Genomic DNA, 17,716 nt, shown 5'->3' with positions numbered 1-17,716 from the left:
CGACGCCGCCGACCCGGCACCGAACTACGCGTCCTGCTGGGCGTCGATCTGCTTGCGGACCTCGTCCATGTCGAGGGCCTGCACCTGCGTCACCAGGTCCTCCAGAGCGGCCGGCGGCAGCGCCCCGGGCTGGGAGAACACGAGGATGCCCTCGCGGAACGCCATGATCGTGGGGATCGAGCGGATGTTCGCCGCGGCGGCGAGTCCTTGCTCGGCCTCGGTGTCCACCTTGCCGTGCACGACATCCGGATGGGACTCCGACGACGCCTCGAAGGTCGGGGCGAACTGGCGGCACGGACCGCACCAGGACGCCCAGAAGTCGACCAGCACGACGTCGTTGCCAGTCACGATCTCGTCGAAGTTCTGCTGGGTCAGGGTCTGGGTGGCCATTCGAATCCTCTCGCCGCCGGTCGGTGCCGGGATCGGTGCAGCCCCTCGGCTGCAGTCGCGTTCTACAACGCGTTGTTCACGTCGATTCTTCCCGACCGCACCGCGCACCGTCCCAACGGGCATCGCCCGGCCCGGGTCACGCGATCAGCCACTCGCGTTTCGCGTCGCCGTCCCATCGGCGGACACCGGCCGCCTTCCCCGTCGTGTGAGCGGGGTGGACCAGGTTCACGGCGGGCCCGATCTCGTCGGGGAACACGCGCCGCGCGAGGGTGATGTGCGGGGTCCAGTCGCCCGGGTGGATGTGCGCCGGGACGCCGGGACAGTCGTGCAGGATCCGAAAGATGCTCCGCTGCAACGCCAGCAGGCCCGCGGTGGGAATGACGAGATACGCCAGGGTCTTTCGGTGCCCACCGAACACGACCAGGCCGCCCAGCGAGATTCGCAGATCCGGGGGTGACAACTGCTGCTGCAGCAGCAGTTCGGTTTCCGGGTCGATGTGCTGCGCGACGGCGAGCGTCACGTGCGGCCGGTTGGTCGACTTCCGAACCACCCCCTGGCTCGGAAGCGCGGCGTCGGACAGTCGCCGCCACTCCCGTCGGACGGTGTCGTCGAGGCCGGAGTCGAGCAGCAGTTCCACGGACTGCACCATGCTGAGCAATGATTGTCGTGTGACCCCACCGAGCGCAATCACCCCCGAATCCGGGCCGGTCGAGCCCCCGCTGCGACTGGGACTGCTCGTCGGCGACGGGATCGGGCACGAGATCGTTCCCGACACGCGCCGAGTCGTGGACACCGCGGTCGAGGCGGTGGGGCGCGACCCGATCACCTGGATGGAACTGCCGATCGGCTTCGACGCGATCGACAGTCACGGCACCCCGATCCCGGACGAGACGCTGACCGCGCTCGAAGGACTCGACGGCTGGGTGCTCGGCCCCCACGACAGCGCCGCCTATCCCGCCGCGTTCCGTGGCGACCTCACGCCCGGCGGGGTGATCCGCAAGCGGTTCGGCCTGTTCGCGAACATCCGGCCCGCTCGGGCCCATGCCGGCGTGCAGGCGACCGTCTCCGACATGGACCTGGTGATCGTGCGCGAGAACACCGAGGGCTTCTACGCGGACCGGAACATGCACATCGGCAGCGGCGAGTTCATGCCGACCCCGGACGTGGCGATGGCGGTCGCGGTGTTCACCCGCGCCGCCTGCGAGCGCATCGCGCACACTGCGTGCCGACTCGCCGCGGCGCGCCGGGGACGGGTCACCGTCGTCCACAAGACGAATGTGCTGGCCTTGACGACCGGACTCTTCCTGGAGGCGGTCACCGACGTCGCGCGCGGCTACCCCGGCGTGCATGTCGACTCCGAGCACGTCGACGCGATGGCCGCACACCTCGTCCGGAGGGGTGGTGACTTCGACGTCGTCGTGACCGAGAACATGTTCGGCGACATCCTCTCCGACCTCGCGGGTGAACTCTCCGGGTCGCTCGGCATGGCGCCGTCCCTCAACGCCTCGGCCTCGCAGGCGATGGCGCAGGCCGCACACGGGGCAGCACCCGACATCGCGGGCCGCAATCGCGCCAACCCGACGGCGATGATGCTGTCGGCGGCGATGCTGCTGGACTGGCTGTCGGACCGTCGCGGGGACGCGCTGCTGGCGCGCGCAGCGGAGCGGATCCGGCGCGCCGTCGCGGACACGCTGGCTGCCGGCGTGGCGACCGCGGACCTGGGCGGGCTGGCGTCGACCGCCGAGTTCACCGAAACGGTGGGTGCGCGAATCCTGCGCCGGTGAGTGACCTGCCAGTACGCTGCGAAGGGTGCGACTCTTGCCGGTCGAGGGGACGACGTGGGTGCGTCGACAGTCCAGGCGCGTCCGCCTTTTCGGTGCGTTGGCCGCGGTCACCGTCGCGGTGTCGGCATGTGTGCACAACAGCGAGGGCCTCGTTCCGCCCGACACCGTGCACGTCACGCGAGTCGACGAGATCGCGGCGCAGGTGCCGCCGTCGGTGGCGGCGTCCGGCCGGCTGCGGATCGGGGTCAACGTGCCCTACGCGCCCAACGAGTTCAAGGACGAGAACGGCAACATCGTAGGTTTCGACGTCGACCTCATGGAGGCCGTGACGTCGGTTCTCGGGCTCCGTGCCGAGTTCGTCCAGGCCGACTTCGACAAGATCATTCCCGCGGTTCAGGCCGGGACCTTCGACCTCGGGATGTCCTCGTTCACCGACACCGTCGAGCGGCAGAAATCGGTGGACTTCGTCGATTACTACATGGCCGGAGTCCAGTGGGCGCAGCAGACGGGCGAAGCCGTCGACCCCGGCGACGCGTGCGGCCTGCGGGTGGGAGTGCAGACCACTACGTACGAGGACATCGACGAGGTTCCCGCCAAGAGCGATGCGTGTGTGGCGGCGGGCAAACCGGCGATCAAGAAGATCAAGTACGACAGTCAGGACGACGTGTCGAATGCGTTGATCCTCGGCCGGATCGACGCGATGTCCGCGGACTCGCCGGTCACCGCGTACGCGATCAAACGCAGCGACGGAAGGCTCGAACCGTCCGGCGAGCAGTTCGACTCCGCCCCGTACGGCTGGGCGGTGGCGAAGGGGTCGCCGCTCGCGCCGGTCCTCCAGCAGGCGCTCCAGCACCTGATCGACACCGGTGACTACCAGCAGATCGCCGACAATTGGGGGGTCGGGTCGGGAACCGTCACGACCGCGCAGATCAACGGCGCCACGAGCTGAGTCGTCCGACAGGAAGGGTGGTGACCATGTCCCAGGAGCCGGCGTCCGCTGCCGCACTCGCGGACGAACCCGCACCGATCCGAGCGGTGCCCCTGCGTCACCCGGGTCGCTGGATCTCGGCCGTCGTCGTGATCGTGTTGGTGGCACTGTTCGTGTACGGCGCCGCCACCAACGAGGCGTTCGGCTGGGACGTCTACGCGCAGTATCTGTTCGACGTGCGCATCACCGAAGGCGCGGTACAGACGATCGTGCTCACGATCCTCGCGATGATCATCGCGGTGGTACTCGGTGTGATCCTCGCGGTGATGCGGTTGTCCCCGAACCCGGTGTTGCGCACGGCCGCTTGGGTGTACCTGTGGGTCTTCCGTGGCACCCCGGTGTACGTGCAGTTGGTGTTCTGGGGCCTGTTCCCGTCGATCTACAAGACCGTCTACCTCGGTGTCCCGTTCGGTCCGCACTTCGCTGAGTTCAACCTGCAGGACCTGCAGGCGGCGTTCCTGTTCGCGGTGATCGGCCTCGGGCTGAACGAGGCCGCGTACATGGCCGAGATCGTCCGCGCGGGTGTCGGTTCCGTCAACGAAGGGCAGGTCGAGGCGTCGACGGCGCTGGGAATGTCGTGGTCGCAGACAATGCGACGCACTGTCCTGCCGCAGGCGATGCGGGTGATCATCCCGCCCACGGGCAACGAACTCATCAGCATGCTCAAGACGACGTCGCTCGTCCTTGCCGTGCCGTACACGGGCGAGTTGTACGGCAGGGCCCGGGACATCTCGGGCGCGAACTTCCAGCCGATCCCGTTGCTGCTCGTAGCCGCGACCTGGTATCTCGCGATCACCAGCATCCTGATGATCGGTCAGTACTACCTGGAACGGCACTACTCGAAGGGCCTGTCGCGGGTGCTGACGGCCCGACAGTTGCAGGCGCTCGCCGATGCCCAGAACACGCCGCCGACCGGCCCTGCCGGCGGACAGGGAGGATGACCGATGACTGCTGCGTCGACGACACCGATGGTCAGGGCCGATCGGGTCTGCAAGAGTTTCGGTGCGCTCAAGGTGTTGCGGGGTGTGACGCTCGAGATCGACCGTGGGCAGGTGCTCTGCCTCGTCGGGCCGTCCGGGTCCGGGAAGTCGACGTTCCTGCGGTGCATCAATCACCTCGAACAGGTCAGTGCCGGCCGCCTCTACGTCGACGGCGACCTCGTCGGCTACCAGGAGAAGAACGGCAAGCTCTACGAACTGCACCCCCGTGCCGCAGCGAAGCAGCGCCGCGACATCGGAATGGTGTTCCAGCACTTCAACCTGTTCCCACATCGAACCGCGCTGGAGAACGTGATCGAGGCCCCCGTGCGGGTGAAGAAGGTGGCGCGCGCCGAGGCGTTGTCCAGGGCGCGTGATCTGCTCGACCAGGTGGGACTGTCCGCGAAGGCCGACGCCTACCCGGCGCAGCTGTCCGGCGGGCAGCAGCAGCGGGTCGCGATCGCACGGGCTCTGGCGATGGAACCGAAGCTGATGCTGTTCGACGAGCCGACCTCGGCGCTCGACCCGGAACTCGTCGGCGAGGTGCTCGGAGTCATGAAGAACCTCGCGAAGGAGGGCATGACGATGGTCGTCGTCACCCACGAGATGGGTTTCGCTCGCGAGGTCGCGGACCAGTTGGTGTTCATGGACGGGGGAGTGGTCGTCGAGTCCGGCGAGCCCCGTGCCTTGCTCGCGAACCCGCAGCACGACCGGACGAAGGCCTTCCTCTCCAAGCTCCTGTGACTGCATGAACGGTGTGTTCGGTCGATCCGTTCGAGTGAACGGAACCCTTCTGTCCTTCGCGCTCGGAACCTTTTGCTATCTTCGTGATATCACTTCAATAGCAAAGGTGGGGGCATGGAGCGCAGGGCGTTTCGGTTGGACGGGTTCGTGGTCCTGTTGGTTCTGGTCGTGGCGACGCTGCTCGCGGCCGGCTCGGGGGTGGTCGGGTTCCTCGTTGCCGCCAGCCTTCCGGTGCAGATCGTCTGGTGGGTGGTCGCAGGGCTGATCCTGCTGGCGGTGTTGGTGCTCGCGACCGGATTCACCGTCATCAATCCGAACGAGTCCCGGGTGATCCAGTTCTTCGGGCGGTACATCGGCACCGTGGCGGACGACGGGTTCAAGTGGGTGGTGCCATTGACGTTCAAGCGCCGGGTCACGTTGCGGGTGCGCAATTTCGAGACCTCGAAGCTCAAGGTCAACGATGCTGACGGCAACCCGGTCGAGATCGCTGCCGTCGTCGTCTACAAGGTGGTAGACAGCGGTAAGGCGACGTTCGCGGTCGACGACTACGAGGAGTACGTCGCGATCCAGTCCGAGGCCGCCGTGCGGCACCTGGCGACAACCCACCCGTACGACTCGGACTCCGGCGCCGGGACCAGCCTCCGGGACGGCGCGGAGGTGGCTGCCGAACTCACCGCGGAGCTGCGCGAACGTACCGATCTCGCAGGCATCGAGGTGGTCGAAGCCCGCATCACCCATCTGGCCTACGCGCCGGAGATCGCCCAGGCCATGTTGGTTCGGCAGCAGGCCGCGCAGATCGTGGCTGCCCGGACCCGGATCGTGGAGGGCGCGGTCGGCATGGTGGAGGGTGCGCTGGACCAGCTCTCGGCCCGCGGTGTCGTCGACCTGGACGAGGAGCGTCGCGCGACGATGGTGTCGAACCTGCTGGTCGTCCTGTGCGGGGACAAGGCGACGCAGCCCGTCGTCAATGTCGGATCGCTGTACGCCTGACCGCGATGGCCGAGCGCAAGAAGGTGCTGCTGCGCCTCGACCCGGCCGTCCACGCCGCGATCGCGAAGTGGGCGGCGGACGACCTGCGCAGCATCAACGCGCAGCTCGAGTTCGCGCTGCGTCTCGCGCTCGAGCAGGCGGGGCGGTCGCCGAGATCGGAGTGAAGGCCCGCCCCTCGTGGCGAGGTCACGGGGCGGGCAGCGGCCCGGTGAGATAGCGGTCCAGGGTGGGGCCGACGATCCCGGCCAGCTCGCCGACGGACACGTCGCGGACGCCGGGGATCTGCACGATGTAGCGCGACAGTCCGACACCGAAGATCTGGGTGGCGACGAGTCCGAGGCGCAGCGGCCGACGGTCGGGGGCAGTCAGCGGGCCCAGGGCGGTGGTCAGCGACCGCACCTGGAACTCGCGGAGCATCGTGGCGACGTCTTCCCGTGTCATCGCCACGCGCAGGAGTGCGATCACTCGGGTCCGAACAGCTGGATTGCCCTCCCAGTAGCCGAACAGCCTGCGGGCGAACTCGGTACCGGCCGAGTCGGCGTCGGCGATGCCGTCGAAGGTCGACGCCACATCCAGGTCGGGCTGCAACGCCTGCATGAGGAGCGTGTTCTTGTTCGTGAAGTAGTGATGGATGAGCGCGGGATCCACGCCTGCCGTCGCTGCGACCGCCCGCATGGTGGTCCGATCGAAACCCTTGTCGGAGAAGAGTGTTCGAGCTGCATCGAGAATGAGGGAGCGTTTGTCCGGCCCCCCGGTGGTGGCGCTCGGACGTCCGCGGCCGCTCACCGTCCCGCCGCGCGGGCCAGTGTCAGCATCCGCTCCTCGATGGTGGCGCGCACGTCCTCGAGTTCGGCGTCGATTCCGGCCGACGTCAGCGCGGAACGCAGATCGCGTTCGTCCGTGTCGGGAACCCGGATCGCACGGCCGGACAGGATCACCGGGATGCCGGCGTCGTTCAGGGCTGCGAAGGCACGCCCCCAGTCCGCGCAGTGCACTGCGATCGTGTGGGTGTCGCCGATGATGGCGTCCTCGTCACCCGATGCGACCAGTCGTCCGTCGGCCATCAGCAGCAGTCGGTCGCACTGCTGGGCCTCTTCCATGTAGTGCGTGGTGACGAGGACGCCCGCACCGCGGTCGGCCTGTTCGCGGATGGTGTCCCACAGGCGTGCCCGGGACAGCGCGTCCACCCCGGACGTGGGCTCGTCGAGGATCAGCGCCTCCGGAGCGTGTGCGAGCGCCACCACGAACGCGACCTGACGCTGCGAACCCAGTGGGAGGTCGCCGACGAGGGTGTTCGCGTGTGTCGCGAGTCCGGCCGGGAGGGTCGGCTCGGGCACCCCATAGGATTCGGCGCTGAACTGAAGGTTCTCCGCGACGGTCATGTCGCGGTACAGACCGAGGTTCTGCGGGACGTACCCGAGTCGGGCGCGCCTCTGCAGGTCCGGCGGACCGTCGAACAGGGTGACATCGCCTGCCGACGGGGCGAGGAGCCCGAGCACCATGCGGATCAGAGTCGTCTTCCCGGCCCCGTTCGCGCCGAGCAGGCCCACGACCTCGCCCGCGCTGACGTCGATGTCGACCGAGTCCACCGCCGTGAACGACCCGAAGCGGCGCGTCGCGCCGCGGGTGCCGAGAATCCGCTCGCTCATGACGCGTCCTGCATGCTGCGGGCGAGTGACACCGCGATGACGATGTCCTCGAGATCGGGGTCGACGCGAGGTGCATCGGTGCCCTCGGGTGCGGTGGGCCAGTACTCGTGGCGTTCCCGGCCGCGGCGCCACGACCATTCGCGGCGCACCGGGTCCGGGCTGCGGGTCACGGTGCCCGTGAAACCCGACCGCACCTCGTCGTACGAGCCCTGCACCAAGACCTGTCCGGCCTCGAGAACGACGAGATGCGCGGCGCGCTCGGCCTCGTCGAGGTAGGTGGTGGACATGATCACTCCGGACCCCTGCGCTGCCGCCTCGGACACCATGCGCCACAGGTCGATTCGGCTCACCGGGTCGACTCCGGTGCTCGGTTCGTCGAGGATCACCAGGGCAGGGCGGTGGATCATCGCCATTGCTGCGCCGAGTTTGCGGCGCATGCCTCCGGACAGGGCGGACGCCTGTCGATCGGCCGCGGCGGTGAGTCCGCACCGTTCGACGAGTTCGTCGCGGCGCGACCGTAACTCGTCGCCCTTCAGGCCGTATGCCCCGCCGACGAAGTCGAGGTTCTGGCGCACGGTCAGCGCGGCCCAGCTCCCGGGTCCGGCGGGGAGGAAGCCCATGCGGTTCTTGTCCGGGGAGGTGACGGTGCCCGCGTCGGGTGCGACCTCGCGGGCGAGGGCTCGTAGCAGGGTGGTCTTTCCCGCGCCGTCGCCGCCCACGACCGCGACCACCGCGCCGGCGGGGACGGTGACCGTCACCCCGTCCAGCGCGACCCGTCGGCCGAATCGGACGGTCACGTCCCGTACCTCGGCGGTGATGGCCGCCGCCGAGGTCACTGTGCCGCCATGTCGGTGTCGTCGGTACGGGCGTTGCGCGGCTTCACGTTCGGTGCGAGATCGCGGCGGAAGCGAAGCGTGGCGCCGGTGAACACGACGACGGCCATCACGGTGAGGATCAGGAGCGGCAGCCACAGCGTGGCGATCGGTGCGCCGCGGAGCATGACGCCCTGCGAGATCATCGTGAAATAGGTGAGGGGTAGCAGGTAGCCGATCCAGCGAACGCCCGCCGCCATCGCGTCGAGCGGAAAGATCATGCCCGACAGCAGGATCTGTGGCATCAGGAACAGGAATGCGAGCTGGATCGCCTGGCCGGTCGTTTGCGACACCGTCGAGATCAGAACGCCGAGTCCGAGCACCACGAACAGGAAGATCGCCGCACCGAGCGCGAACACGAGGACGTTGCCGTTGAAGGGAACGCCGAACAGCAGCATGCCGAGTCCGGTCACCACGATCATGTCGAGTGCCGCGAGCAGGAAGTACGGCACGATCTTGCCGAGGATCACCTGGCTCGGCCGGATCGGCATGACAGCCAGCTGTTCCAGGGTCCCGGCCTCCCGCTCACGGACCAGTCCGATGCTGGTGATGATCGTGCCGATGAACGTGAGGATCAGGCCGATGATCGCGGGCACCATCACCCACGAAGTCTTGAGTTCGGGGTTGAAGAGGACGTCGGTCTGCACCGAGTCGCCGACCTTGTTGAGCACCGAGACCGTCGACTGTGCGGCGAACAGGTTCGACCCGTCGACGAGTGCGACCGCAGGGGTCCCGGGGTTGGTGGTGACGATCGCGACGTCGACCTTGTTGTCCCGCACCAGGTTCTCTGCCTGGGTGCGGTCGTAGCCGGGTTCGGTGATCGTGACGTCGAAGTAGTCGGGCAGCGACTGCTCGACCTGCGTCGCCAACGGTCCCGTCACGGCGGCCTTCACCGACGAGACGTAGAAGTTCGCCGCGTAACCGAACACCACCAGGAGCAGCAGTGGCAGCACGATCAGCATGGCCAGGGTGCGTCGGTCCCGCGCCAACTCGCGGAACTCCTTGACGATCATTGCCCGCATGGACGAAGCGTAGGAGTCGTCCGCGTGGTGGTCAACGGATGGTGAATTACGGCTCGGAGTCGAATCCGGTCAGCGAACGAGGGTGTCCAGCAGCCGCATGCTGTCGTCGTACAGCGCGCGCTGCGTCTCCCGGTCGTACGAGTCCTCCGACGACCGCCTCTCCCGGCGACCGACGACGTGCCGGCCGGTCACGCCGTCCAGGGTGGGGTCGGTGACCAGGCGGGCCAGGTCGGTTCCGGAGCGTGCGGGAGTGTGAACGCCGGGCAGCGCCACGAGCCCCCGCACGACCGACCGCCACAGCGTGCGCGCGACAGGGCCGGCGTCGCGGGCGAGCCCGGTGCCGGGCATCAGACCCGGGTCGAAGACGTTGACGGTGACGCCGTCGTCGGCCAGTCGTCGGTCCAGTTCGCAGCTGGTCATGAGATTGGCGAGCTTCGACGTGCTGTACCTGCGTCTTCCGTCGCGCTGTGCGGACTCGGAGGGCTCCGGCGGATAGGCCAGCGCGTCGACGTCGATCCGTAGGGGACGGGGCATTCCGGTCAGCTGGTCGGGGTTGTGGGTGCCCGACGTGACGAAGACGACGCGGGCCGGTCGCGTCATCCCGGGTAGGAGCTCACGGAGCAGCGCCAGGTGTCCGAGGTGGTTCACCCCGAAGGGTCGCCTCGAGCCCGTCCGCGGTGTGGCTGCGTCGCGTGAACTGCGGCCCGGCGTTGCACACGACGGCGCTGGGTCGAGGGAGTGAGGAGTCGTGAATTGCGACTGCGAAATCGCGGACCGAGGCGAGGGATCCCAGGTCGAGTGGCAGACCGTGCGCACCCACCGCCCGTGCTGCCTCGTCGGTGCGCGCGCGGTCGCGGCCGGTCAGCAGGCTGGCCTACGCGGCCGGTATCGCAGCGTCCTGACCGGGGGGTTTGCGGCATACGAAGATCGCGGTCCCAGGGAAGAGCTGGCCGCGCAGCGGACTCCACTGCCCCCACTCGCGGTCGAGCCACTCCGGCCAGTCCGGCTCGACGATGTCGAGCAACTCCAGGCCGGCGGCGACGATTTCACGGACCCGGTCGCCGATCGTGCGGTGGTGCTCGACATAGGTCGGGGTACCGGACTCGTCGACCTCGACGTACGGCGTGCGGTCGAAGTACGGGATGGTGGCGGTCAGCCCGGCAGGCCCCGGGTCGTCCGGGAAGATCCACCGCATCGGGTGGTTCACCGCGAACACCCACCGGCCACCCGGACGCAACACCCGGGCTACCTCGCGCATGACGAGCGCGGAGTCGGCGACGAAGGGCACGGCCCCGAAGGCCGAGCAGGCGATGTCGAAGCTCTCGTCGGCGAAGGGTAGCGACTCCGCGCCCGCCTGGACGAGTGGGACCCGCGGGCCGCCACGCGCCATCGCCGCGAGCCCGCGGTCGAGCATTCCGCGGGAGATGTCGAGTCCGACCGGTCGCGCCCCCGCGCCGGCCAGCCACCGCGCGCACGGAGCCGATCCGCATCCGATCTCGAGCACGTCGCGGCCGGCCACCTCGCCGAGCAACTGCACGTCGCCTTCGTGGAGCCCCTCCGGGCACCACACGAACTCGCCACCGTCCGAGTCGACGCCCAGGAACTGGCCGTGGGTGCGGTGGTAGTCGTCGGCGTCGGCGTCCCACCACGCGCGGCTCGCGCGTTCGCTCTGCGGCGTGTCCACCCGGGCGCGGCTGACGCCGGTCGTGCCGAGTGTGGCGTTGGCAGCCGCGTGCCGGTTGCCGTCCGGGGGCGCGGCCGAGCCGGCGGGAAGTGGAGAATCGGATCCACCGGAGACGTCGGATTCGGGGTGCTCGTCGTGCTGCGTCATGGCGAACAGCACCGTAGCGCCGAGGTGAGGGCGGGTGCCACCCGGGTTTGCCCAGCTCCTGTCGGGTCGCGTACCCTGTCAGTCGCGAGTGTCCACCGAACGGCCCCTCCGGGGAGCGGCCGGTTGGCCCTCGTGAGTCCGACCGAACACCGTCAACCGAATCCAATCCCTCCGGAGCAATTCACCTAATGCCCTCCACCACCGTCACCTCGCCGCAGGTAGCCGTCAACGACATCGGCTCCGCCGAGGACTTCCTCGCCGCCATCGATGCCACGATCAAGTACTTCAACGATGGCGACATCGTCGAAGGCACCATCGTCAAGGTCGATCGCGACGAGGTCCTGCTCGACATCGGTTACAAGACCGAAGGCGTCATCCCGTCCCGTGAGCTCTCCATCAAGCACGACGTCGACCCCAACGAGGTCGTCTCCGTGGGCGATGAGGTCGAGGCTCTGGTCCTCACCAAGGAGGACAAGGAAGGCCGCCTGATCCTGTCGAAGAAGCGTGCTCAGTACGAGCGTGCTTGGGGCACCATCGAGGAGCTCAAGGAGAAGGACGAGGCCGTCAAGGGCACCGTCATCGAGGTCGTCAAGGGCGGCCTGATCCTCGACATCGGTCTGCGTGGCTTCCTGCCCGCTTCGCTCGTCGAGATGCGTCGTGTCCGCGACCTCCAGCCGTACGTCGGCAAGGAGATCGAGGCCAAGATCATCGAGCTCGACAAGAACCGCAACAACGTGGTCCTGTCGCGTCGCGCATGGCTCGAGCAGACTCAGTCCGAGGTCCGCAGCGAGTTCCTGCACCAGCTCCAGAAGGGCCAGGTCCGCAAGGGCGTCGTGTCCTCCATCGTCAACTTCGGCGCGTTCGTCGATCTCGGCGGTGTCGACGGCCTGGTGCACGTCTCCGAGCTGTCCTGGAAGCACATCGACCACCCGTCCGAGGTTGTCGAGGTCGGCAACGAGGTCACCGTCGAGGTTCTCGACGTCGACCTGGACCGCGAGCGTGTCTCCCTGTCGCTGAAGGCGACGCAGGAGGACCCGTGGCGTCAGTTCGCCCGCACCCACGCGATCGGCCAGATCGTTCCGGGCAAGGTCACCAAGCTGGTTCCGTTCGGCGCGTTCGTCCGCGTCGAGGAGGGCATCGAGGGCCTGGTCCACATCTCCGAGCTGGCCGAGCGCCACGTCGAGGTCCCGGACCAGGTTGTTGCCGTCGGCGACGACGCGATGGTCAAGGTCATCGACATCGACCTCGAGCGTCGTCGTATCTCGCTGTCCCTCAAGCAGGCCAACGAGGACTACAACGCCGAGTTCGATCCGTCGAAGTACGGCATGGCCGACAGCTACGACGAGCAGGGCAACTACATCTTCCCCGAGGGCTTCGATCCCGAGACCAACGAATGGCTCGAGGGCTTCGACAAGCAGCGTGAAGAGTGGGAGTCCCGGTACGCCGAGGCCGAGCGTCGCCACAAGATGCACACTGCTCAGATGGAGAAGATGGCTGCCGACGAGGCTGCCGAGGCTGCGGCCGGTGCGTCGGGCACCAACTACTCCTCCGAGTCCGGTGCCGGCGAGGGTCAGCCCGCTGCCGCGTCCGAGGCCGGCGGTTCGCTGGCCAGCGATGCACAGCTCGCCGCGCTCCGCGAGAAGCTGTCCGGCAACGCCTGACACGATCGCCCGTAATCGGGTGTGAGCTAGAAGGCCCCGGTCCTGCACTGCAGGACCGGGGCCTTCGGCGTTGTCCGGAATGCGGCAGCCCGAGGACTCAGCCGCCCTGGCCTGCGATCGTGTCGTCGAGCATCGCGGCGCGTTCGTCCAGGTCGTGCGCGGTGGGGTTGTCGGCGTCGGGAAGGTCGTGACGCAGGTCGTCCAGCGTGGTCACCACCCAGGACGACAGCTCCTCGGCCCGGTCGCGCGAATAGACCTTGACCTTGCCTTCCTCCAGCACCAATGTGGCACCGGGTTCGGTACTGGACAGCAGTGTGCGCAGGTCGTCGGCTGTGACAGTCATGTGTTCACGGTAGAACCGGAAGACCGGTGCCGCATCCCGCACGGACACCGACGACCGCGACCCCACCCGTAGATCCGGGTGGGGTCGCGGTCGTGAGTCGGCGGTGGGCCGGGTGTCAGTTCGCGGTGGCCGCGCCGGCCGCCCACGAGGTCTGCATCTCTGCGGTGCGCTTGCGGATGGACGCGAAGCTGTGGCGGGCGGGGCTGAGCATCTGCGTGAACCAGTTGCGGCGATGTTCCTGGAGTGCGGCGGCCACCTCGGGGATCAGGATGCAGTGCACCCCGTCGACCATGCCAAGACGGTGCCGACCAGGCTGGGGGGAAGTGGTGCGCATGGGGTTCCTTCATCTCGAAGTGGGTGGCCTGGCACGTCGCTTGAACATAGCCGACGAACGGGAGATCCCTGGTCATTTGGAGCGGATGTGAAACGAGCGTGTTTGGTGACAGACTGGGGGGCGTGTTGCGAATCGGCCTCACAGGAGGCATTGGAGCTGGAAAATCGACAGTCTCACGGATCCTCGGCGATCTCGGGGCCGTCGTCGTGGACGCGGATCTGATAGCGCGCGAGGTCGTGGAACCGGGCACCCCCGGACTGGCCGCGCTCGCTGACGAGTTCGGTCCGGAGATTCTGCTGCCCGACGGGCAGCTCGACCGAGCTGCCCTGGCTACCAAGGCGTTCGGCGACGACGCGGCCCGCGGTCGACTCAACGGCATCCTACATCCCCTCATCGGGGCGCGAACCGCCGCGCTGGTCGAGGCGGCTCCTGCGGATTCCGTGGTCCTACAGGACATCCCGCTCCTGGTCGAAGGGCGCATGGGAGCGATGTTCAACCTGGTCGTCGTCGTGCACGTCGACGAAGCCGAGAGGGTCCGTCGACTGGTCGAGCTCAGGGGGATGGGGGAGGGCGACGCTCGGGCTCGGATCGCGGCACAGGCCACCGACGACCAACGGCGCGCCGCCGCGGACGTGTGGCTCGACAACAGCGGGCCGCCGGACTCGCTCGACCCTGTCGTGAAGGCACTGTGGGACCGGCTTCGGACCTACGCCGACAACATTGCGAATTCGGTTGTGGCGCGCGGCCTGCCGGTGCTCGTGGACGCCGATCCCGACTGGGCGGATCAGGGCCGCAGGCTCGTCGAACGGCTGAGGTTCGTGTGCGCCGGTGACGCGCTGCGTATCGACCACGTCGGCTCGACCGCTGTACCCGGACTCGCAGCGAAGGACGTCATCGACCTCCAGATCACGGTCACGAGCCTCGATGTCGCGGACGCACTCGCGGATCGCCTGGCGCAGGCGGGATTCCCTCGAGTCGACGCCGTCACCGCCGACGATCCGAAGCCCGCGTACGGCATCGGCGGCGAGGCGGACCCGACCTTGTGGGACAAGCGTTTCCACGCGTCCGCTGATCCGGGTCGCCCGGCGAACGTGCACATTCGCGTCGACGGCTGGCCGGGGCAACGGTTCGCGCTCGCCTTCCGGGACTGGCTGCGTGCGAACGAGGCCGAACAGGCCGACTATCTGACGATCAAGCGCACCGCCGCGGCGAGCGCGGCCGACGAGTCCGACGCCGCGGCCGCGATCGAGCGCTACCTGGAGGTGAAGACCCCGTGGTTCGACGGCGCTGCCGGGCGCATGGAGCAGTGGGTCGAGGACACCGGTTGGACACCCGACGCCTCGTGACCTGAGTGGGGAGCCGGACGGCGGCGCGGTCCGACCGGAACGCGGTCGCCGGTCAGCGCCAGTCGACCGGCATCCCCACCGACGCGAGCCAAGAGTCGAGGTCGTGGCCGTGGGCGGCGATCCCGTCCACGGCCCGGGTCGCCGACACGACGGCCTGTTCGGCGGTGGCCGCGTCGAGGTGCCCGGAGGCATGCGCGGCGAGCAACTCGTCGACGTCGAGGAGTTCGGTGTCCCGGCCCGTGCGCACCACCAGGTCGAGGTAGTGGTCGACAGACCGCCACACCCGCTCGCCGGCCGTGAACTCGCCGATGTCGACGTATCTGTCCTGGTCACGCGCGTGGTAGGGGTGGTAGTGGAAGATCGACGCGCGGACTCCCAGCTCGGGTAACAGCCAGGATTCCAGGTAGTGGAAGTGCGGGTGGTCCGAGTGCCGGGCCATGTACAGACCCCACGGTTCCACTCGAAAGTGCTCCACCGGCCGCACGAATCCCTTCGGATCGGTGTTGGTGAGATCCGAGAGGTCGAAGGCTTCCTTCTTCGGCGGGTGCACGTGCATGGCAGGAACCTACCGTCCGCCGCGCCGACGGGTGTTGTCGGACCGTGCGCCTACCCTGGTGTGCATGGCGTTTGCATCCGAGCATCCCGTGGTCGCGCATTCCGAGTTCCGGCCGGTCGGGGAGATCGAGCGGTCCGGCGGGCAGTTCGAGGTGGTCAGCGAGCACCAGCCTGCCGGCGACCAGCCGCAGGCGATATCGGAGCTGACCCGCCGGCTGGGCGAGGGTGAGAAGGACGTCGTGCTTCTCGGCGCCACCGGCACCGGCAAGTCGGCGACGACCGCCTGGCTGATCGAACAGGTGCAGCGGCCCACGCTGGTGATGGCGCCCAACAAGACGCTGGCAGCGCAGCTGGCGAACGAGTTGCGCGAGATGCTGCCGAACAACGCCGTCGAATACTTCGTCTCGTACTACGACTACTACCAGCCCGAGGCGTACATCGCGCAGACGGACACCTACATCGAGAAGGACTCGTCGATCAACGACGACGTCGAGCGACTGCGCCACTCCGCCACGTCGAGCCTGCTGTCTCGCCGTGACGTGGTCGTGGTCGCGTCGGTGTCCTGCATCTACGGTCTCGGTACCCCGCAGTCCTATCTGGACCGGTCGATCGAGCTCGAGGTCGGGGTGGAGGTTCCGCGTGACGCCCTCCTGCGGCTGCTCGTGGACGTGCAGTACAACCGCAACGACGTGGCGTTCACCCGAGGCTCGTTCCGCGTGCGCGGCGACACTGTCGAGATCATTCCGTCCTACGAGGAGCTCGCCGTTCGCATCGAGTTCTTCGGCGACGAGATCGAGGCGCTCTACTACCTGCACCCGCTCACCGGTGACGTCGTCCGCCAGGTCGACTCCGTGCGTATCTTCCCGGCCACCCACTACGTCGCCGGGCCGGAGCGGATGGAGCGTGCGGTCCGCGACATCGAAGCGGAGCTCGAGGAACGCCTCGCCGACCTGGAGAACCGCGGGAAGCTGCTCGAGGCCCAGCGGTTGAGGATGCGCACCAACTACGACATCGAGATGATCAAGCAGGTCGGGTTCTGCTCCGGCATCGAGAACTACTCGCGGCACATCGACGGCCGGCCCGCAGGCTCGGCTCCCGCGACCCTCATCGACTACTTCCCCGAGGACTTCCTCCTCGTCATCGACGAGTCGCACGTGACCGTGCCGCAGATCGGGGCGATGTACGAAGGCGACATGTCCCGCAAGCGAAACCTCGTCGAGTACGGTTTCCGGCTCCCGTCGGCCACCGACAACCGGCCACTCACGTGGGAGGAGTTCACGCAACGCATCGGGCAGACGGTGTACCTGTCCGCGACTCCGGGTTCGTACGAACTGGGCCAGGCGGGCGGCGAGTTCGTCGAGCAGGTGATCCGCCCGACGGGCCTCGTCGACCCCGAGGTCGTGGTGAAGCCGACGAAGGGCCAGATCGACGACCTGGTCCACGAGATCCGGCAGCGGGCCGAACGCGACGAGCGCGTCCTCGTCACCACCCTGACGAAGAAGATGTCCGAGGATCTGACCGACTACCTCCTCGAACTCGGGATCAGGGTTCGCTACCTGCATTCCGACATCGACACCCTGCGCCGTGTCGAGCTGCTCCGCCAGCTCCGGCTCGGCGAGTACGACGTGCTCGTCGGCATCAACCTCCTCCGGGAGGGCCTCGACCTGCCCGAGGTCTCGCTCGTCGCGATCCTCGACGCGGACAAGGAGGGGTTCCTCCGGAGCGCGACCAGCCTGATCCAGACGATCGGCCGTGCGGCCCGAAATGTATCCGGTCAGGTACACATGTACGCCGACAAGATCACCGACTCGATGGCGCGGGCGATCGAGGAGACCGAGCGGCGCCGCGAGAAGCAGATCGCCTACAACACCGAGATGGGCGTCGATCCGCAGCCGCTGCGCAAGAAGATCGCCGACATCCTCGACCAGGTGTACGAGGAGGCGGACGACACCGACGTCGAGATCGGCGGATCCGGCCGCAATGCGAGCCGGGGGCGGCGCGCCCAGGGTGAGGCGGGCCGTGCAGTCAGCGCCGGTGTCTACGAGGGTCGCGACGTCAAGTCGATGCCGCGCGCCGAGTTGGCAGATCTCGTGAAGGAACTCACCGATCAGATGATGAACGCCGCCCGCGATCTCCAGTTCGAGCTCGCGGGGCGACTGCGGGACGAGATCGCGGATCTGAAGAAGGAACTGCGTGGGATGGATGCCGCCGGGCTGAAGTAGGCAGTGCC

At 68.0% G+C, this 17,716-nt stretch carries 20 protein-coding genes; 9 read left to right on the top strand and 11 right to left on the bottom strand.

What is annotated here, in order from left to right:
- Window positions 1-24 precede the first annotated feature (24 nt).
- Both trxA and ACFSJG_RS11790 read right to left on the bottom strand, forming a co-directional pair.
- Entirely contained in the window at window positions 25-390 is a 366-nt protein-coding gene (gene trxA, locus ACFSJG_RS11795; protein WP_378485414.1) for a thioredoxin, read from the bottom strand.
- A 136-nt stretch (window positions 391-526) separates the two neighbouring features.
- Window positions 527-1,039 (bottom strand): 2'-5' RNA ligase family protein, encoded by a 513-nt coding sequence (locus ACFSJG_RS11790; RefSeq protein ID WP_378485413.1) that lies wholly within the window; start codon window positions 1,037-1,039, stop codon window positions 527-529.
- 19 nt (window positions 1,040-1,058) lie between these two features.
- Between ACFSJG_RS11790 and ACFSJG_RS11785 the strand changes: the two genes are divergently transcribed.
- The 6 genes from ACFSJG_RS11785 (at window position 1,059) to ACFSJG_RS11760 (ending at window position 6,037) form a co-directional block, all read left to right on the top strand.
- A complete protein-coding gene (locus ACFSJG_RS11785; RefSeq protein ID WP_378485412.1) occupies window positions 1,059-2,174 on the top strand; it encodes an isocitrate/isopropylmalate dehydrogenase family protein in 1,116 nt (371 codons plus the stop codon).
- Between the two features lie 34 nt (window positions 2,175-2,208).
- Complete coding sequence (locus ACFSJG_RS11780) at window positions 2,209-3,123, top strand: ABC transporter substrate-binding protein (RefSeq protein WP_378485955.1); 915 nt, start codon at window positions 2,209-2,211, stop codon at window positions 3,121-3,123.
- A 26-nt stretch (window positions 3,124-3,149) separates the two neighbouring features.
- Window positions 3,150-4,103: an amino acid ABC transporter permease gene (locus tag ACFSJG_RS11775; protein WP_378485954.1), complete on the top strand. Its 954-nt coding sequence runs from the start codon at window positions 3,150-3,152 to the stop codon at window positions 4,101-4,103.
- A gap of 27 nt (window positions 4,104-4,130) precedes the next feature.
- Complete coding sequence (locus ACFSJG_RS11770) at window positions 4,131-4,883, top strand: amino acid ABC transporter ATP-binding protein (protein ID WP_378485953.1); 753 nt, start codon at window positions 4,131-4,133, stop codon at window positions 4,881-4,883.
- 114 nt (window positions 4,884-4,997) lie between these two features.
- Complete coding sequence (locus ACFSJG_RS11765; protein WP_378485411.1) at window positions 4,998-5,873, top strand: SPFH domain-containing protein; 876 nt, start codon at window positions 4,998-5,000, stop codon at window positions 5,871-5,873.
- Window positions 5,874-5,878: 5 nt separating this feature from the next.
- The gene (locus ACFSJG_RS11760; RefSeq protein ID WP_378485410.1) at window positions 5,879-6,037 is read left to right on the top strand and encodes a type II toxin-antitoxin system antitoxin; all 159 of its coding nucleotides are present in this window, start codon (window positions 5,879-5,881) and stop codon (window positions 6,035-6,037) included.
- A 22-nt stretch (window positions 6,038-6,059) separates the two neighbouring features.
- Here ACFSJG_RS11760 and ACFSJG_RS11755 read toward each other — a convergent pair whose 3' ends face one another.
- The 6 genes from ACFSJG_RS11755 to ACFSJG_RS11730 form a co-directional block, all read right to left on the bottom strand.
- Window positions 6,060-6,659: a TetR/AcrR family transcriptional regulator gene (locus ACFSJG_RS11755; protein WP_378485409.1), complete on the bottom strand. Its 600-nt coding sequence runs from the start codon at window positions 6,657-6,659 to the stop codon at window positions 6,060-6,062.
- The gene (locus tag ACFSJG_RS11750) at window positions 6,656-7,522 is read right to left on the bottom strand and encodes an ABC transporter ATP-binding protein (protein WP_378485408.1); all 867 of its coding nucleotides are present in this window, start codon (window positions 7,520-7,522) and stop codon (window positions 6,656-6,658) included. Before ACFSJG_RS11750 ends, ACFSJG_RS11755 begins: the two co-directional genes overlap by 4 nt.
- On the bottom strand, window positions 7,519-8,340 hold the full coding sequence (locus tag ACFSJG_RS11745; RefSeq protein ID WP_378485952.1) for an ABC transporter ATP-binding protein: 822 nt from the start codon (window positions 8,338-8,340) through the stop codon (window positions 7,519-7,521). The genes ACFSJG_RS11750 and ACFSJG_RS11745 overlap by 4 nt, the downstream gene beginning before the upstream one ends.
- A gap of 14 nt (window positions 8,341-8,354) precedes the next feature.
- Window positions 8,355-9,416, bottom strand: coding sequence for an ABC transporter permease (locus ACFSJG_RS11740; RefSeq protein WP_378485407.1), 1,062 nt, complete (start codon window positions 9,414-9,416; stop codon window positions 8,355-8,357).
- A gap of 69 nt (window positions 9,417-9,485) precedes the next feature.
- Entirely contained in the window at window positions 9,486-10,064 is a 579-nt protein-coding gene (locus ACFSJG_RS11735; protein WP_378485406.1) for a Rossmann-fold NAD(P)-binding domain-containing protein, read from the bottom strand.
- Window positions 10,065-10,290: 226 nt separating this feature from the next.
- Window positions 10,291-11,247 carry a class I SAM-dependent methyltransferase gene (locus ACFSJG_RS11730; RefSeq protein ID WP_378485405.1) on the bottom strand — a complete coding sequence of 319 codons (957 nt, stop codon included), beginning with the start codon at window positions 11,245-11,247 and terminating at the stop codon, window positions 10,291-10,293.
- 188 nt (window positions 11,248-11,435) lie between these two features.
- On the opposite strand from ACFSJG_RS11730, the gene rpsA reads away from it, so the two are divergent.
- The gene (rpsA, locus tag ACFSJG_RS11725; protein ID WP_007531431.1) at window positions 11,436-12,908 is read left to right on the top strand and encodes a 30S ribosomal protein S1; all 1,473 of its coding nucleotides are present in this window, start codon (window positions 11,436-11,438) and stop codon (window positions 12,906-12,908) included.
- A 97-nt stretch (window positions 12,909-13,005) separates the two neighbouring features.
- Here the strand turns inward: rpsA and ACFSJG_RS11720 are convergent, their stop codons facing one another.
- Window positions 13,006-13,251 (bottom strand): hypothetical protein, encoded by a 246-nt coding sequence (locus ACFSJG_RS11720; protein WP_378485404.1) that lies wholly within the window; start codon window positions 13,249-13,251, stop codon window positions 13,006-13,008.
- A 115-nt stretch (window positions 13,252-13,366) separates the two neighbouring features.
- Window positions 13,367-13,543 carry a hypothetical protein gene (locus tag ACFSJG_RS11715; RefSeq protein ID WP_378485403.1) on the bottom strand — a complete coding sequence of 59 codons (177 nt, stop codon included), beginning with the start codon at window positions 13,541-13,543 and terminating at the stop codon, window positions 13,367-13,369.
- Window positions 13,544-13,707: 164 nt separating this feature from the next.
- Here ACFSJG_RS11715 and coaE point away from each other — a divergent pair, with 164 nt between their 5' ends.
- Complete coding sequence (gene coaE / locus ACFSJG_RS11710) at window positions 13,708-14,931, top strand: dephospho-CoA kinase (protein ID WP_378485402.1); 1,224 nt, start codon at window positions 13,708-13,710, stop codon at window positions 14,929-14,931.
- 52 nt (window positions 14,932-14,983) lie between these two features.
- On the opposite strand, the gene ACFSJG_RS11705 is transcribed toward coaE, so the two are convergent.
- Window positions 14,984-15,487, bottom strand: a complete 504-nt coding sequence (locus ACFSJG_RS11705; protein ID WP_378485401.1) for a ribonuclease FAU-1 family protein — start codon at window positions 15,485-15,487, stop codon at window positions 14,984-14,986.
- A gap of 64 nt (window positions 15,488-15,551) precedes the next feature.
- Here ACFSJG_RS11705 and uvrB point away from each other — a divergent pair, with 64 nt between their 5' ends.
- Entirely contained in the window at window positions 15,552-17,708 is a 2,157-nt protein-coding gene (gene uvrB, locus ACFSJG_RS11700; RefSeq protein WP_378485400.1) for an excinuclease ABC subunit UvrB, read from the top strand.
- Window positions 17,709-17,716: the final 8 nt, after the last annotated feature.

Origin of the sequence: Rhodococcus gannanensis, assembly GCF_042681175.1 — a bacterium.
Lineage (GTDB): Bacteria > Actinomycetota > Actinomycetes > Mycobacteriales > Mycobacteriaceae > Rhodococcus_G > Rhodococcus_G gannanensis.
Note: the sequence above shows the minus strand (reverse complement) of the source record. Positions and strands in the feature narration are given on the sequence as shown.

Bases quoted from the DNA above. Each gene is read 5' to 3' on its own strand.
- ACFSJG_RS11715 (WP_378485403.1), bottom strand. From the start codon at position 13,543: ATGGTCGACGGGGTGCACTGCATCCTGATCCCCGAGGTGGCCGCCGCA.
- ACFSJG_RS11730 (WP_378485405.1), bottom strand. From the start codon at position 11,247: ATGACGCAGCACGACGAGCACCCCGAATCCGACGTCTCCGGTGGATCC.
- ACFSJG_RS11705 (WP_378485401.1), bottom strand. From the start codon at position 15,487: ATGCACGTGCACCCGCCGAAGAAGGAAGCCTTCGACCTCTCGGATCTC.
- ACFSJG_RS11790 (WP_378485413.1), bottom strand. From the start codon at position 1,039: ATGGTGCAGTCCGTGGAACTGCTGCTCGACTCCGGCCTCGACGACACC.
- ACFSJG_RS11775 (WP_378485954.1), top strand. From the start codon at position 3,150: ATGTCCCAGGAGCCGGCGTCCGCTGCCGCACTCGCGGACGAACCCGCA.
- ACFSJG_RS11750 (WP_378485408.1), bottom strand. From the start codon at position 7,522: ATGAGCGAGCGGATTCTCGGCACCCGCGGCGCGACGCGCCGCTTCGGG.
- trxA (WP_378485414.1), bottom strand. From the start codon at position 390: ATGGCCACCCAGACCCTGACCCAGCAGAACTTCGACGAGATCGTGACT.
- ACFSJG_RS11765 (WP_378485411.1), top strand. From the start codon at position 4,998: ATGGAGCGCAGGGCGTTTCGGTTGGACGGGTTCGTGGTCCTGTTGGTT.
- rpsA (WP_007531431.1), top strand. From the start codon at position 11,436: ATGCCCTCCACCACCGTCACCTCGCCGCAGGTAGCCGTCAACGACATC.
- ACFSJG_RS11770 (WP_378485953.1), top strand. From the start codon at position 4,131: ATGGTCAGGGCCGATCGGGTCTGCAAGAGTTTCGGTGCGCTCAAGGTG.
- ACFSJG_RS11740 (WP_378485407.1), bottom strand. From the start codon at position 9,416: ATGCGGGCAATGATCGTCAAGGAGTTCCGCGAGTTGGCGCGGGACCGA.
- ACFSJG_RS11760 (WP_378485410.1), top strand. From the start codon at position 5,879: ATGGCCGAGCGCAAGAAGGTGCTGCTGCGCCTCGACCCGGCCGTCCAC.
- ACFSJG_RS11720 (WP_378485404.1), bottom strand. From the start codon at position 13,251: ATGACTGTCACAGCCGACGACCTGCGCACACTGCTGTCCAGTACCGAA.
- uvrB (WP_378485400.1), top strand. From the start codon at position 15,552: ATGGCGTTTGCATCCGAGCATCCCGTGGTCGCGCATTCCGAGTTCCGG.